We start from the raw sequence: 15,208 nt of genomic DNA on the forward strand, positions 1-15,208 counted from the left end.
GATTATTCGTCACCCTTTCGGATGAAAAGATCGGCGACAAAGCGCTGTCCTTCGGTGTCAAAATAGAAAGTTTCCCGCTGAGCCTGTGAAGTCGACTCCACCGTAAATGCGGTTCCACGCAGAATGGAAGGGATCGTCAGCTGGCAGCTGTAGCCCTTATGGCTCAATTGGTTCTTAAACCCGCCCACGGTCATGTTCGCAAGTTCTCCGAGGGCGTCATTGATCGTCTCATGGTCGTCGGCATCCACATCGTCCATGCCCAACATCTGCATGGTGAGTGAACGTGCGAGACTCACATCCATGCAAAGGTAAACCATTCCGTAAATTTTTCCGCTGAATCCCACATTCGCTGCAATCATCTCCGATGTGGTGCTGAATGCCGGAGTACAATGCTCTTCCGAAGGCACGGAGGACTCATGTTTATCGAGGTCGACCTGAAGACTCAGCATCGTTTTGAAAACGTCCTGAACCGAGGACATCATCATTCCGACGAGTTCTTCTTCTGGAATATCTATTAACTTTGACATATGTTTGGAACTAAGGATTTCTGAATTACTTCACGCCTGGATCGGGAACCTCTATCCCTTCGATTCGATACTGGTTAATCTTATTTCGAAGGGTTCGAATACTGATATTGAGCATTTCGGCGGCATGCGTGCGATTACCTTGGGTCAGGTCGAGGACGCGAAGGATGTGATTTCGCTCCAAGTCCTCGAGAGTCACCACACTACCCGCTTCCTGTCCATCCATTGAATAGTCGTCCATTCCGCTCGATTCACCCTCCAGAACGGCTACATCAGCTACACTTCCGTTCCCCTGCACCGAAGGCACGGGTTCGGACATGCGGATCAACCCCAAGTTGGATGGAGTGATGTAACTGTTGCTGTCGCTCAGGATCACGGCTCTCTCTACGGTATTTTGAAGTTCACGGACATTTCCGGGCCAATCGTGGCTCACTAATGCTTGTTCGGCAGTTTTTGAGTATCCTTTAACCCGATGCCCATGTTTTCTCGAAAATGTATGAAGAAAGCGCTCAGCCAACAGCATGATGTCGTCCTTGCGTTCCCTAAGTGCCGGAACATGAATGGGAAATACATTCAAACGGTAGAACAGATCCTGCCGAAACCGGCCTTCCTTGACTTCCTTGATCAAGTCCCGGTTGGTCGTCGCAAGCACCCTTACGTTCACCTGTATCGTCTTGTTGCCACCCACGCGCTCAAACTGTTTTTCCTGCAGGACCCGCAGGAGTTTGGCCTGCAACTGCGGTGAGATTTCACTGATTTCATCGAGCAGAATGGTTCCATTATTGGCCAGTTCGAAGCGTCCCTCCCGACGCTGTGTCGCACCCGTAAACGAGCCCTTTTCATGCCCAAAAAACTCGCTTTCGATCAGGTTTTCCGAAATCGCAGCACAGTTCACACGAATAAAAGGATTGGCCGATAAGGAACTGAGACGATGGATGTCATTGGCAACCATTTCCTTGCCAGTACCATTCTCTCCCATGATCAGTACCGTTGCCTCTGTTGCTGCAACCTTGCGAATCACGTTCTTGAGTTCCTTCATCTTGGGGGACTCTCCGATGATTTCACTCTTGGCGCTCGCCTCTGTATTCAGGTAGCGACTGACCTTCACCAGCTGTGAATAGGACTCCGCCTTCTTCAGAGTCACTTCTATCTGGTCTGCGGAAAAGGGTTTGATGATGTAGTCAAATGCGCCCAAACGCATGCACTTCACTGCGGATTCCACAGAACCATAACCAGTCATCATCACCACCATGGGTTTGTCCGGATCCTCAGCAATCCGCTCCAGCAGTTCGGTGCCATCTCCATCCGGCAATCGCACATCCAACAGAATCAGATCAAATTGATCCTTCGCAAGATAGGCTTCGCACTCCGCAATGGAGGAGGCACTCGCCACAATGTAACGCTTGTTTCGCAGTTGCTGTTCGAGCGTCTTTCTGATGATCATTTCGTCATCAACCACGATAATTTTGTCAAATGCCATGCTATTGGGTCACTGATGTCGGGGTTCAGATCGGTAAATCCTATGAAAACCAAGGATTTTTACCACAAATAACGGAAGGATTCACGAAATTTAAAGGCCATATCCCAAATTCTATGCCATGATGCTATCCGCTTCCCTTGATCCTGCTATGCAAGGGTTGATCTTTTTCAGAAATTCTCCGATGCTTGCTACTTCAATCCAGCATAGCCTGCCGCGTGAAAACCACACCCATCAACTTCACCACCTTTCTCGAACCCCACCTCATTCGTTTCTGGAAAGGCCATGCATCCTGCGACGGGAAACACATCGAGGTCCAACGCACCCACAACCTCAATCTCTCCCAGACAACACTCAACGCGATTGCACGGGAACCCGCTGGCACGGCAACTCTTCTCGGCAGCATTCAATTGGTGCAGATCCCCCAGCAGGAAAAAAATCCTGCGATTAATGCCCTCATACATCTGCCCCATCTTGACCAACCCACGCCGTTGCTCATGGTATTCAAATCCGCTGGTGACAACGAAAAATGGGCCGAGCGCCTCGTGAAGCGTCTCGAAAACCTGATGGCAAGTGCACCCAAGCCAGCAGAACCGGAACCCACTTCCACCAGCGAGAGTGCTCCATCAAACTCATCTGCTGATGCTGACACGGATGCATCGGAGACAACCGATGAACCTGCTTCCGAATCCTCCGAAGCATCGACTCCAGAACCGCCGGAAAAACCAAAACCTAAACGTCCAACAGCACCTCCAGCCAGCGAGTAAACCTACTGTCCAGGGATTCGGTGTTTTTCGTAAATGCCCTTGATGGATTCCATGGAACGTTTGGGAGGATTGGAGCCTACCTTCGGCAACAGCGCCTTCAGCAGCAGCTGCTCGTTCTCACGATCAAGCAAGAGGATGCGCATGATCTTGTTCTGCGCTGTTTTGAGCTTTTCCTGAATGGCTGGCAGAATTTCAGGAGATTGCTCATGCAAGGTTTTGAGCGCGGCGAGCGAAGCATCCAACTGTGGTAACAACTCCCGCTTCTGCGCAAGCAGCTCATCCTCAACCTCTGCTGGCTGACGACGCAACATGCGATTCTCCTCACTTAGAATGGCAAGAATATCCTCGCACAAACGCAGATGCTGATCCACGACCTCGCTGTTCGTTGCTGCACACATTTGTAGAAAGTATCGAGCACAGCTCAGCAATTTGCAATCACTTCTGACAGGAGTTCCTTCAAGCAGGAAGCGGGAATCTTTCCCTTTGCATCATAGGGAAGGGCATTCACCCACTTCCATGTTTTGGGAATCTTGTATGCCTCAAGCCGCTGCTCCAACGCTCGCCGTAATACCGATAGCTCACGCATCTCATTATCAGGCATCGGCACCAATGCACAGACAACCCGCTGCCCCCACTCCAAATCCGGGACTCCGGCAACCAGGCAATCCGCCACGCCCGGAACGGATCGCAGCACCTGCTCGACCTCCCTCGGATTGACCTTTTCACCACCAGTGATGATGAGATCGTCCATGCGACCCCTGACGTACAATTTTCCATCCCGCGTCACGCTTCCAAGATCACGGGTACCCCAACCTGAGCTGCACATGCGTTCGAGTTGAAGCACTCCCTGTTCGTCGATTCGGACATACCCGTCGCACAAGCTCTGCGACTGTAGCAGGATTTCCCCTTGCGCCAGTTCCTCCGAATCCGTTCCCGAATGATCCCCCGTGTCGATGCGCACTTTGGTTCCCGAAAACACACTCGCACCCCTGTCCCAATCCCCTTCCCGACAGATTGCATTGGCCGCGATCATGCCCAGCGTTTCGGTCATGCCATAAGTCAGCCAAGGATGAATCCCGGCATCGAGACAACAGCGCATCAGGTCCACCGGGCAGGGTCCACCGCCAAGGATCACAAAATCAGCTGCGCGCAGTTGCTCAAGGCCCTCGTCCTCGTGCAGCATACGGCGCAACTGAGTGGAAACCAGTGACAGCCATTTTCCTTTGGGTTGACGCATCCACCTGCTTCGGGCCGATGCCTCCACTCCATAACTTGCGCCAGAGCATAGGGAACGCATCACCTGCATCCACCCACTGACATGCCAGAGTGGCAATCCGTGCACGTAGTGAAAATCCCCAGCTTCAGTTGGTCTGCCGAAAAAATGTTGTGCTACCGCCTGCACTGCCGCCTGCACTGTTTCCTGTGAGTGAATCGCAAACTTGGTGCGACCCGAACTCCCGCCTGTCGGAATCAATAGCCGTTGCGTCAAACTCAAATCACCCAACCCCACTTCCCTGAGTCGATTTCCGGTCATCGCCATGCGTTCCCACCCGCTCCCACCAACCACCCAGTCCGGGCTGACGGTGCGGGCCAGTTGTGCAAGTGACCCGGATTTCCAGTTGGGTGGAACAAACCACGTGGTCGCACCCCATCGCAAACTTGCAAGTGCACCTCCAATCCACAGCTCGGGATTTGGCGAATGAATCCAGACATGGCAGGGTTCTGTCGAGGACTCGGATTGACCACGGGTCAAATGGCGTAGTCCCGACTCGTAGGCATTCAACGCCTGATGAAGTTCATTTGCTTTCAACCAGTCGATGATGGATGCATCCGTCCACATGCTCATGCCAATCGCTCCCACACTTCCGATGCACTCACCTGCCCAGGCACATACACGTTGCCCCGATGTGGATAACTGAGTTCATCTTCAAATACATTCTGAGTCTGCAAACCCGGCACCCGCTCAAACGGAGCCAATTCCAGCAAACTCGAAAACCCGATGGCCGTCTCAAAAACAGACGAGATGACGACGCGTGCCATCGGGATCTGCATCTCCCGTATCCAACGCAAATCTCCCAAGCTGGGTTTTGCGACAAAATGAAAGTTATTCAAATCCTCCGATTGCAGACCCAGGCCCGGCAGGATGGAGAGAGATTCATCGAGCGCGACAGGGATCGGTGACTGTTGCGCAAGCGTTCGCAGATCCTCAAAAATCCAGCGATCCAGGGGCTGTTCCAGAAACTCGATCACATCCTTGTAGACGTCCAGCGCTTCCACCCAACGCATGGCCGTATCCGGTTTCAATCGCTCGTTTGCATCGAGCCGCAACCGCCACCCGTGCTGCTGCGCGGCTTTTGCCAGTTTACACACTTGCTCTATTTCCTGCATCATCTCCGCTTCAGGTGCACCAATCTTCAGTTTCCAAACCTGAGACTCCCCAGCTGCAGGGATCGATTCCAATTCATCCGACTGCAAGAGTGCCGCACTGATCACCTTGCCCTGAAATCCCTTACCTTGAGTTGATGTTCGCATCGAGCCTCGGGCACATTCGAGCGCGTATCGCAGGCACGGATATTCCTGAGGATCCAAACTGTCGATGCCGTCGTCCCGGATCACTCCACAAAATCCTTTCAGAAGCAATTCCGCCCGATGAACCGATTCCGAACCAAACGATTCGAGAGGAGCAACTTCCCCATATCCGACATGGCCTTGATCGTCGTCGAATCGAATCAAGATGCCCGAACGCACCTCCGCAGGGTAGGCACCCAATCGAATCGCACGATTCAACTTCCGGCGGTAAGGGCGAAACTGCAAACGGTAGCGCATGATGAACCGAACTTGATCTTCGGAGTCTCCAGTATGACTTGCATGAAGTCAAATGCACACCGATTCCCTCGCTCAACACTCAACCAAAGGCACACTCGACTCGAACGTCAGCGTCGTATGCTTGCCTCAATGGAATCGCCTAATCTGGAAAATCAAGATTTGACGACCTGCGGTGTCAGCCTAAGCTTGGCGACGATTGATTCGAGGAAGCACTAACCCATCAACGCATGACCGAAGGTGAGCAAAGGTAAAAAAATCCTGGTAATCGACGACGAACCCGATGTAACCGATTTGCTGGAATACAAACTCAAGAGTGAAGGTTTCAGCGTCCGCACTTCCAATAACCCAGCCCTGATCCTCGGCGAGGTGAAGGACTTTCTTCCCGATTTGATCGTTCTCGACATCATGATGCCCGAACTCGATGGGCTTCAAGTGTGTCGCATGATTCGCTCCAATGCATCATTGGAACGCATCCCCATTATTTTTCTGACCGCCAAGGGGGAAATGGAAGATCGCGTGGAGGGCCTGGAAGCAGGTGCCGATGACTACCTCAGTAAACCCTTCAACACGAGGGAACTGGTCCTGCGGATCCACTCCATTTTCAAGCGCATCGGCGACGGGGATGAACGAAAATCCTCCACCTTGTCGGTCGGCGGCATCACCATCGATATCGAGCGACACCGTGTTACGATCCGAGGTGAAGACCTCACCCTGACTGCAACCGAATTTCGCCTGCTACACCTGTTGATGAGTCGCATCGGCAAAGTACTCAGCCGGGACGAGCTGCTCTCCCATGTCTGGAACTACAGTGCTGACGTTGAAACGCGAACCGTGGATACGCACATCCGTCGACTGCGTGAGAAACTCGGAAGCGAAGGGGACATCATCAAAACCGTCAGAGGAGTTGGTTACAAGATTGTCGATGTGTCCTGAGTTCTCACTTCCCTGCACTTCCAGCAATCTTTGTGGATGACTGATATCTTGCTCATTCTGCTGGCCCTCGCCAGTCTGTTCCTGGCGTGGCAGTTGTTTCGAATCTGGAGCATCCTACAGGATTTTTCTGAGGCGATTGAACATCGCAATCCATACCTGCAACACACACCGTCCCGCACGGTGAAGTTCTTTCGAATAGACCTACTGATTGAACACTACACGCGCTTGCTTGACCACGAGCGCCGCATGCAGGGATTTGAATTGGAAATGCAAAATCAGATCGAAGCCGTGCTGGGAAAAATCCAGGAAGCCGTGTTCTCGATCGATTCCAACAACATCATCATCCACGCCAACCAATCCGCATGCACGACCTTCAACGAAGGCCGCCCCATCCGGGGAAAACGCATGGAGGAACTCATTCGCAATCCCGAATTTCTCGACAGTGTGCATCACGCAAAGCGCGGACGTTCGCGTTTCAACAGGGAAATCGCCATGCGCGTCTCCGGTAAGTCGCTCTGGTTTGAAGTTTCGGCCACGCCCATCCCCAAATCAGCCGCCCACCCCTATGGTTCTATCATTTTTGTGTTTCACGACATCACTCGACTCAAAGAACTCGAAACGGTGAAAAACAACTTCGTGGCCAATGTCTCCCACGAACTCAAAACACCCATCACAATCATCAAGGGCTTTACCGAAACCCTCATCGACGAAGGCCATGCGATGGATGAGCAGACTCGCTCCAAGTTCCTGAAAAAAATCGAGACCAATTCCGAACGCCTGCATTTGATCGTTCAAGATTTGCTCACTCTCTCCCGTATCGAATCCGAACCATCCTATCTGCAAAAAACTCCTACGCCCATCAAGCCCATGCTGGAAGCTGTGGCAGATACCACACAATCCCTGATCCGCCCTCAGCAGCACTTCACCCTCAACAATGAGGCAGGGGATATTGTCGTTCCGATGGATGAATTCAAAATCAGCCAGGTACTGCAAAACCTGATCGACAATTCCATTCGTTACGCCGACGAAGACAGCCACATCGAGTTACACGTTTTCACCCGAAGTGAACCGCAACCCCGTCTCATTTGCCAGGTAATTGACGACGGAAAGGGCATCCCTGAAGCGGATCTGCCCAATATTTTTCGACGATTTTATCGTGTCGATAAGGCTCGGTCACGATTGCGTGGCGGCACTGGACTCGGGCTAAGCATCGCCCGGGGCATCGTGCAGCTGCACAACGGTGATATTTCAGCCCACAACCGGAAATCCGGAGGATTGTGCGTCGAGTTTCATCTACCGCTCAATGAAGTGGACGAAGCTTCGCCCACTTCGCGTCATTGACCTTTCCCAAACTCCGGCCAAGGGACGACAAACGCCGATTTGATTCGCTGCAGCACCCAGCCCATTACCGGGTGCCGACAATCTCATACCCATTCTTGTTAATAACACTGATCATCAATCACGTTTCCGTAGGGCTCGCGTTCACCGCGGTGCCGCATCTTGTGAGGTAACGGAGGTCTCCGACTAGCGAAGACCCTACGTTTCTGTTCAGTGAACAAAACCAGAACCCGTGTCAGTTGTGACGGACTGCCGAATCCGATGACGATTCCCGATCATCCTTCTCTGCGGTTTCCGGGCGATCCGGGTTCACGGACGCTGCTTCCGAATCAGAAGCAGGAGGATTCACGGCTGATGCCTTCTCAGATTTTGATTTTCCTTCGGTTTCGGTAGAGGCATCGTCATTGACCACCATCACATCGGCGGTCTCAGATGGCTCTGCAGTCGCCGTGTCGGAATGCCGAGCTGTTTCCGGATTCAAAGGAAGGCTTTTGCGGGCAGCTTTACCCGTCTTCACCCGCACTCCGACTACCGTCACGTTAATATTTCCCAACTTGCGAATGCCTAATCCCTCCTGCAGAGCCTCGCGCAGGTGCTGTTGCAGGATCTCCGAAACCTCTGCCAGACGACGACTCGGCAACAGCCGAATCTTCACATTGATCTGGAGCTTTCCCCGGCGATTGTGAATGCTAACCCCTGGCTTGTGTTCGATATCCACCTGCTCCGACTTGGAACGGATGATATCCACAAGCGCAGCTCGCGAGATCTCAACATAACCGTTGTTGTTCGCAAATGCCCGCACTCGGGAAGGTTGCCTGCGGGAAAGCAGCACGAGCAATCCTGCCGCAACCAATAGCAACAGCAGTGAGCCATAGACCCAGGGATCGCTCAAATAGGTGCCGACCGCCTGCAAGCCAGCCCAGACCGACTGCCATAGCCCCTGGACAAAGCTCTTGAAACTATCCATCAGTCAGCCTTGGTTTCCTTTTCCGGTTTCGGCTCGGAAGTCTTCTTTTTGGAAGCCTTTTCGGTGCTCTCCTTGGCAGGGGCTTCGTCAGTTGTTTCTGGTTTTGGACGAGCCTTCTCAACCTTGTCGATGAAAACATCCACCTTGGTTACCGATTTGGACGTCATCTTCGCAATGCGGTCGATCACGAGACTTTGGATCGTGTAGGCAACACTTGCCAATTCCACCCCAAACTGGAGCGACACCCTGATCTCGATGGAATATCCACCTGCCTCGTCTTCGCTCACACGCACACCGGAGCGGTTTTCACCCTTGTTGGAAAAGATACCGGAGATGGCATTGGAGGATCCACCCAAAACATCGACCACCCCATCCACTTCGAGCGTGATCATGCGCACCATGTTTTCGACAACGGGCAGCGCGATTTGGATTTCACCCAGCTTGCCCTGATCATCACTGATCTCGGGTACACCGGCATCATTACGGATTTCTTCAGAATTCAGTTCATTCATGATAGGAGGTAAGTAAGTTACTGTAGATTGAGTTTATCGATGTTGTCTGCAATGAAGCGGGTTGTTGTCTCCCCGCGCTGAAAAGTGGGATTTCCCAGGATTGCTTTCAGGAATGTCGTGTTGGTTTTGATACCATGAATTATACACTCATTTAGTGCTCTGTCCATTCGCTGGATGGCCTTCTCACGATTTTCACCAACCGCGATCACCTTCGCGATCATGCTGTCATAGTGAGGTGGAATGTGATACCCGCTGTAAACATGGCTGTCCACGCGCACCCCCAAGCCGCCTGGAGCATAGAAGAGTTCAACCATGCCCGGACTGGGCATAAAATTCTTCTTCGGGTCCTCCGCACAGATACGGCATTCGATCGCATGTTTGCTGAATTTCACCTGTTCCTGTGTGAAGCTCAGCGGCAGTCCGGACGCGATGCGCAGCTGTTCCTGCAACAAGTCCACTCCCGTAATTTCTTCGGTGACCGGATGCTCCACCTGGATGCGGGTATTCATTTCGATGAAATAAAAACTGCCATCCGTATCGACAAGAAACTCGACCGTGCCCGCATTTTCGTAGTCCACCGCTTTTGCCGCCTTGATCGCAGCATCCCCCATCTGCTGGCGCAGTTCAGGGGTCAAAAAGGGAGAAGGAGCTTCTTCGATCACCTTCTGGTGCCGACGCTGGATGGAGCAGTCCCGCTCCCCGAGATGCACGACATTGCCAAAGGAATCTGCCAAAATCTGAAACTCGATGTGGCGCGGATTTTCAATGAACTTTTCGATGTAAACATCCCCATTCCCAAACGCTTTCTCCGCCTCGTTTTTGGCAGTGGCATACTCTTTGGCAAAGGCCACTGCATTGTGCGCCACGCGCATGCCTCGACCTCCACCGCCAGCAACTGCTTTGATGATCACAGGAAAACCGATTTTCTGTGCTGTTTCGATCGCTTCCTTCTCAGATGAAAGCGGTCCATCGCTACCCGGGATGATGGGCACGCCAGCTGCCTTGACCGTTTCTCTGGCAGTCGCTTTGTCGCCCATGAGTCGAATGGCCTGGGGTGAGGGTCCGATGAATTTGATGTTGCACGACGCACACTGCTCAGCAAATTCCGCATTCTCTGCAAGAAAACCGTAGCCGGGATGAATGGCATCCACATCTCCAATCTCGGCTGCGCTGAGAATGCGTTCCACGCGCAGATAGCTCTGGTTGCTCGGCGGTGGACCGATGCAGATGGCCTCATTCGCCAATTGCGTGTGCAGGGACAATTCGTCCGCCTGTGAATAGACTGCAAGGGTTTTCACGTCGAGTTCCCTGCACGCCCGGATGATGCGCAGAGCAATTTCTCCACGGTTCGCGATCAGTACCTTTTTGAACATGATGTCTGGATCTATCGGGTATCAGTGCGCAGTCTGGCCTCAGGCCTTCACCTTGAACAGGGGCTGCCCAAATTCAACCGCATCCCCGTCCTGAACGAGGACTTCCACAATCGTCCCGCTGACTTCCGACTGAATCTCATTCATCACCTTCATTGCCTCGATGATGCACACCACCGTGTCAGCCGATACTTTTTTGCCCTCGGCAACAAAGGGTTCACTGTCCGGCGAAGGTGCACGATAAAAGGTTCCAACCATCGGAGATTTGATCACATCGGTCCCGGCTTCATTCGCTGCAGGTGCTGGAGCTGCCGCAGGTGCAACCGGTGAAGTCGCAGGCGCCGTTGGCGCAGGTGCATACACAGGCGTATGCACGGGTTCAGCTCCACGACGAATCCGAATCGAAAAATCTCCCTCATCGAGTTCAAACTCTCTCAGGTCATTTTCAGTGATGATTTCAACTAGTTTGCGAATCTCCGTAATATTCATGCTGTTGTTATATCGATGATAGAAAAGATCGTTCGATGAACCCAAAAGACGCACTATCCGACAAATCGATTCAAAATGCAATCGAATCCATGTTTGCAGCGCTTCCTCACTCTCCTTCAAGTTCAGGGATTCCCCTTTTGCAACCCACAATCTTCCCGCTGCTGGATTGACTCCAGTCCTGTGCGATTTCAGACTCCCTGCTGTATGAGTGATGCACAGCAAACCCCGTCAACCCAACTCACCGGGCAGGTTGCCGCGATCATTTCCTCCACCCCTGACCGACCTTCGTGGGACGACTATTTTATGTCGACAGCGCTGTTGATCTCAAGCCGTTCAGCCTGTGAGCGCCTGCATGTCGGTTGCATCATCGTATCAGGAGGAAACCACAAAAATCGCATCATCGCCGCTGGTTACAACGGATTTCTGCCCGGTGCGCCACACACATCGCGCGTGAGAGACGGACACGAACAGGCCACCGTACATGCAGAGCAAAATGCCATTGCAGATGCAGCACGACGCGGGATACCGCTCGAGGGTTCCACAGCCTACATCACCCATTTTCCGTGCATCAATTGCGCAAAGATTCTCGCTGCAGCAGGTATCAAGCAAATCAAATATCACCTGGACTACAAAAACGATCCCTTCGTCTGTGAGCTGCTTGCCGAATCAAAGATTACCATAGTGAAGCACTAATTGTTCCTCATGCACCCTACCCGGGATCTGCCGCCTGCACGATCAGGCACTGACGCTTCTGCCCCGCTCCTGCAGGTTCGCGGCATGGGGAAGCGCTATCCCGACGGCTGGGAATTGCAGCCCTTTGATCTCGAGGTCCACCCTGGCGAAATCGTAGGTTTGCTTGGACCAAACGGAGCAGGCAAAACCACAACTCTCGAAGGCATCCTTGCGCTTCGCCCACCCGACACGGGAAGCGTTACCATCCTGGGAATGGATGCACTGGCAAATCCGCTGCCCTGTCGGGAACACATTGGTGCCCTGTTGCAGACTACGGCACTGCCCGATGCCATGACGCCACTGCAAGCCCTGCGAATGATGGGCGCATTCTACCGCACCCGCATCCATCCCGGGGAGCTGCTTGAGGACCTTGGCCTCACGGATCAGGCGCACCAGCGCTTCCACACGCTGTCGGGTGGCCAACGTCAACGTCTCGCCCTGGCACTTTCTCTGGTCAACAATCCCAGGTTGTTGCTGTTGGATGAACCCGCAACCGGCCTCGACCCTGCCATGCGACATGAACTTCTCTCGCTGCTCGTAACACGAAAGAAACGGGGCAACGGCATCCTGCTGGCCACCCACCTGCTTGAGGATGCCGAACGATTCTGCGACCGGGTCATCATTCTTCACAATGGAGCACCGATTGCCTCGGGGACCCCGGTCGAACTGATCCGGCAAGCTGGACTTGCAACCGAACTGAATCTGCAAACCCAGCGTCCCGTGCAACTCGATTCCATCGGTCCCATCCGTGGAGCCATTCGCCTGCGAGTTCTCGACGACACGTTGCACGTGCTGACGAGCGACCTGCAATCCAGCTTGCTCGATCTGATACTGTGCCTGGAGCAACTGCAAAACCCACTGCTGCACCTCGACATGCACCCCCCCTCACTCGAGAGTGCCTACCTCGCCTTGACTCAAACAGAGTCGACTCCCTTTCCAGCCAACCTCAACCCTACACACTGATATGCGCGGTTGGTGCCAACACTTCTGGATCACACTGCAGCTCAACTACCAAAGCTGGCGCTCCCTGTCCTACGGGTATCTCATGCCAGTGCTGTTTCTGTTGGGATTTGGCAGCGTCTTTCAACAGGGACAACCGAGGTTGCTCGAACAGATGGGGCAAATCCTGACGATCACAATTCTGGGCAGCACCTGCATGGGCATGGCGACCGCCCTGGTTTCAGAGCGGGAGCGCGGACTTTGGCGACGCTATGAACTTCTGCCCATTCCCACGCATTATCTATTACTCAGTGTCGCAGCCGTTCGCCTGATCATCGTGCTGTTGGCGGTGCTGCTGCAACTTGTCCTCGCCCGCTGGATCTATGGAACCCCATTTCCGACACATGGATGGGCCTTCGCCGCCATCTTACCAGTGGTCTTCGGCGGGTTTCTCGGACTTGGCCTGATGCTTGCCGCCCTCGCAAAGGATGTTCCATCCGTTCAGGCTCTGGGGCAATGCATCTTCCTTCCCATGATTCTCATCGGCGGAGTCGGCATTCCTCTCTCTGCCCTGCCGGACTGGGCAGCACGTGTCGCATGCTTCATGCCTGGGCGCTACGCCGTCGAACTGCTTCAAGCCTGCTACCGCACCGAAATGCCTCCTTGGACCGATCTGCAGTTTGCCCTGCTCTCCCTCGTTGGGATCGGCGCATGTGCCAGCATCGCGGCCTTTCGTCTGGTGCGCTGGGATACCTGTCTACACCTTTCCCGCTCATCAGTGGGCTGGATCAGCTTTGCGCTGATCGCCTGGGCTGGAGTGGGAGGCCTTGCGATGGTAACAGATCGCACCGCTTCATCCATTCCGCTCAAGGGACCCGATAGCTTGCTGATCGGTCAAAACGAAATTGCTCAAATCTCTTTTGAAATCCTACCGGAAGATCACGGTTTTTATGCTCCGCTGGCTCCTCCTCTTGCAGGTCAACGCCTCACCCACCGCATGACCGAATTGCAGCCACGCCTGAACGCATGGGCACCCGGAAAAATGCAGGACCCCATGCAAACAACACTCAATCTGCTCAGTGTAGCCGCCATCGCCGACATCAGCCAGGACCGCTCCGAGGCGATTGTCGCCCGCATGGTCTTTGATCAGCTGAAGCTGCATTTTGATGAAGCAACCCTGACTCACACTCTCGCCTGGGTGATCCTGAACCCCGACCAGGGAAGGGTCATCACCTCCGCTCCCGAACTGGGATTTGTACACCAGGTCAATCCGCAAATCGCCCGGGAACGCTGCGACTGGTATGCGCGCAAGTTTCTGGGCAGGTTGATTGGAAAAATCCCGGAAAACCCGTAGCCTCACACCCGCCCCGAACCCATGGATCGGGTTTGACACAAGCGCTTGCTGATCCACCAGCTCAAGCCTGCGATGGCAAACACTGCTCCCGCAATCCAGGCACCGTGCACAGCGTTCACGGATAACGCTCCCGCAATCGCGTAAATCAGTGCTGGTGGAAATGCTCCCAGTGCACTGGCAATCATGACACGCTTCCAGCCCATGCCGACAAGTCCCGCCATAATCGAAACCGTCTCGCTGAGGATTGGCAGCATGCGCGAAATCACAATCGCCAAAAGTCCATACTGTTCAAACAGCTGCAGCACTCGGTCCTGTTCAGCCTGAGCGATGTGTCGCGAAACCCATGCCTTGCAGTATCGACCGATCCACCAGCCCAGCATGGCTCCACCGATTGATGCCACCCACGAGACTAGAAATCCAACGCCAACGCCCAGCATTGCACCATGCGCCATCATCACCACCGATGATGGAACCGGAATGAACACATCTGCCAACAGCAATCCACCGCCAATCAGCGCGGCCCAGCCCGCACCCTGTTGCATCGTGCTCGAAGGGTCGTTCAACCATTCCACACCCATCCACTGCACTCCGACAAATCCTGCTATTACAAACAGGACGATACATGCCGCGATCATTCCATAGTGCTTCATTCCTGCCAACGCATCATGAACATGCGCTACATGCAATCAACTGAAAAGGCAGCCCATCGGCATCCACAACAACCGTGGGCGGATACCCGAGCCTATGGCTTCAAAAACGTTAACAACTATCGCTTGCGGGTGATCGCCTTATGCGGATAGTAAACAAAAAAGTCCCCATTTCTTGGTGGAGACCCAGTGGCTGTGCCATCCGAAGCTTCATGCGTAGGATGGTGCTGAGGGAGGGACTTGAACCCTCACGACCTTGCGGTCACTAGAACCTGAATCTAGCGCGTCTGCCGATTCCGCCACCCCAGCAATCCAGGAAAACGCATATCAGAA

The 15,208-nt window shown here is 53.6% G+C and carries 16 protein-coding genes and 1 tRNA gene; 6 read left to right on the forward strand and 11 right to left on the reverse strand.

Annotated features, from left to right (window positions below):
* Positions 1-2: 2 nt before the first annotated feature.
* Both ABQ298_01640 and ABQ298_01645 read right to left on the reverse strand, forming a co-directional pair.
* Positions 3-527 carry a chemotaxis protein CheX gene (locus ABQ298_01640; GenBank protein MEQ9823066.1) on the reverse strand — a complete coding sequence of 175 codons (525 nt, stop codon included), beginning with the start codon at positions 525-527 and terminating at the stop codon, positions 3-5.
* A 25-nt stretch (positions 528-552) separates the two neighbouring features.
* Complete coding sequence (locus ABQ298_01645; protein ID MEQ9823067.1) at positions 553-2,004, reverse strand: sigma-54 dependent transcriptional regulator; 1,452 nt, start codon at positions 2,002-2,004, stop codon at positions 553-555.
* A gap of 215 nt (positions 2,005-2,219) precedes the next feature.
* Here ABQ298_01645 and ABQ298_01650 point away from each other — a divergent pair, with 215 nt between their 5' ends.
* Positions 2,220-2,768 (forward strand): hypothetical protein, encoded by a 549-nt coding sequence (locus ABQ298_01650; GenBank protein MEQ9823068.1) that lies wholly within the window; start codon positions 2,220-2,222, stop codon positions 2,766-2,768.
* Positions 2,769-2,770: 2 nt separating this feature from the next.
* Here ABQ298_01650 and ABQ298_01655 read toward each other — a convergent pair whose 3' ends face one another.
* From ABQ298_01655 to menC, 3 genes are read right to left on the reverse strand one after another with little or no spacing between them, the layout of a single operon-like run.
* Positions 2,771-3,166 carry a hypothetical protein gene (locus tag ABQ298_01655; protein ID MEQ9823069.1) on the reverse strand — a complete coding sequence of 132 codons (396 nt, stop codon included), beginning with the start codon at positions 3,164-3,166 and terminating at the stop codon, positions 2,771-2,773.
* A gap of 23 nt (positions 3,167-3,189) precedes the next feature.
* Entirely contained in the window at positions 3,190-4,614 is a 1,425-nt protein-coding gene (locus tag ABQ298_01660) for an AMP-binding protein (protein ID MEQ9823070.1), read from the reverse strand.
* A complete protein-coding gene (gene menC / locus ABQ298_01665; protein ID MEQ9823071.1) occupies positions 4,611-5,594 on the reverse strand; it encodes an o-succinylbenzoate synthase in 984 nt (327 codons plus the stop codon). The genes ABQ298_01660 and menC overlap by 4 nt, the downstream gene beginning before the upstream one ends.
* Before the next feature lie 237 nt (positions 5,595-5,831).
* Here menC and ABQ298_01670 point away from each other — a divergent pair, with 237 nt between their 5' ends.
* Together ABQ298_01670 and ABQ298_01675 are read left to right on the forward strand one after the other, a co-directional pair.
* Entirely contained in the window at positions 5,832-6,527 is a 696-nt protein-coding gene (locus ABQ298_01670; GenBank protein MEQ9823072.1) for a response regulator transcription factor, read from the forward strand.
* 36 nt (positions 6,528-6,563) lie between these two features.
* Complete coding sequence (locus tag ABQ298_01675) at positions 6,564-7,868, forward strand: ATP-binding protein (protein MEQ9823073.1); 1,305 nt, start codon at positions 6,564-6,566, stop codon at positions 7,866-7,868.
* Positions 7,869-8,100: 232 nt separating this feature from the next.
* Here the strand turns inward: ABQ298_01675 and ABQ298_01680 are convergent, their stop codons facing one another.
* Genes ABQ298_01680 through accB form a run of 4 tightly spaced genes read right to left on the reverse strand, consistent with a single transcriptional unit; the run spans position 8,101 to position 11,203 of the window.
* Complete coding sequence (locus ABQ298_01680; GenBank protein ID MEQ9823074.1) at positions 8,101-8,832, reverse strand: hypothetical protein; 732 nt, start codon at positions 8,830-8,832, stop codon at positions 8,101-8,103.
* Positions 8,832-9,344, reverse strand: coding sequence for an Asp23/Gls24 family envelope stress response protein (locus ABQ298_01685; GenBank protein MEQ9823075.1), 513 nt, complete (start codon positions 9,342-9,344; stop codon positions 8,832-8,834). The genes ABQ298_01680 and ABQ298_01685 overlap by 1 nt, the downstream gene beginning before the upstream one ends.
* Before the next feature lie 17 nt (positions 9,345-9,361).
* Positions 9,362-10,717: an acetyl-CoA carboxylase biotin carboxylase subunit gene (gene accC, locus ABQ298_01690; GenBank protein MEQ9823076.1), complete on the reverse strand. Its 1,356-nt coding sequence runs from the start codon at positions 10,715-10,717 to the stop codon at positions 9,362-9,364.
* A gap of 39 nt (positions 10,718-10,756) precedes the next feature.
* Positions 10,757-11,203: an acetyl-CoA carboxylase biotin carboxyl carrier protein gene (accB, locus tag ABQ298_01695; protein ID MEQ9823077.1), complete on the reverse strand. Its 447-nt coding sequence runs from the start codon at positions 11,201-11,203 to the stop codon at positions 10,757-10,759.
* 204 nt (positions 11,204-11,407) lie between these two features.
* Here accB and ABQ298_01700 point away from each other — a divergent pair, with 204 nt between their 5' ends.
* From ABQ298_01700 to ABQ298_01710, 3 genes are read left to right on the forward strand one after another with little or no spacing between them, the layout of a single operon-like run.
* Positions 11,408-11,896, forward strand: coding sequence for a cytidine/deoxycytidylate deaminase family protein (locus ABQ298_01700; protein MEQ9823078.1), 489 nt, complete (start codon positions 11,408-11,410; stop codon positions 11,894-11,896).
* A gap of 9 nt (positions 11,897-11,905) precedes the next feature.
* A complete protein-coding gene (locus tag ABQ298_01705) occupies positions 11,906-12,898 on the forward strand; it encodes an ABC transporter ATP-binding protein (GenBank protein MEQ9823079.1) in 993 nt (330 codons plus the stop codon).
* 1 nt (position 12,899) lies between these two features.
* Positions 12,900-14,228 carry an ABC transporter permease gene (locus tag ABQ298_01710; GenBank protein ID MEQ9823080.1) on the forward strand — a complete coding sequence of 443 codons (1,329 nt, stop codon included), beginning with the start codon at positions 12,900-12,902 and terminating at the stop codon, positions 14,226-14,228.
* 2 nt (positions 14,229-14,230) lie between these two features.
* Here the strand turns inward: ABQ298_01710 and ABQ298_01715 are convergent, their stop codons facing one another.
* A complete protein-coding gene (locus tag ABQ298_01715; protein ID MEQ9823081.1) occupies positions 14,231-14,878 on the reverse strand; it encodes a VTT domain-containing protein in 648 nt (215 codons plus the stop codon).
* 219 nt (positions 14,879-15,097) lie between these two features.
* Positions 15,098-15,184: transfer RNA gene (locus tag ABQ298_01720), tRNA-Leu, on the reverse strand.
* Between the last annotated feature and the right edge of the window lie 24 nt (positions 15,185-15,208).

The sequence above is a fragment of the Puniceicoccaceae bacterium genome (genome assembly GCA_040224245.1).
Lineage (GTDB): Bacteria > Verrucomicrobiota > Verrucomicrobiia > Opitutales > JAFGAQ01 > JAKSBQ01.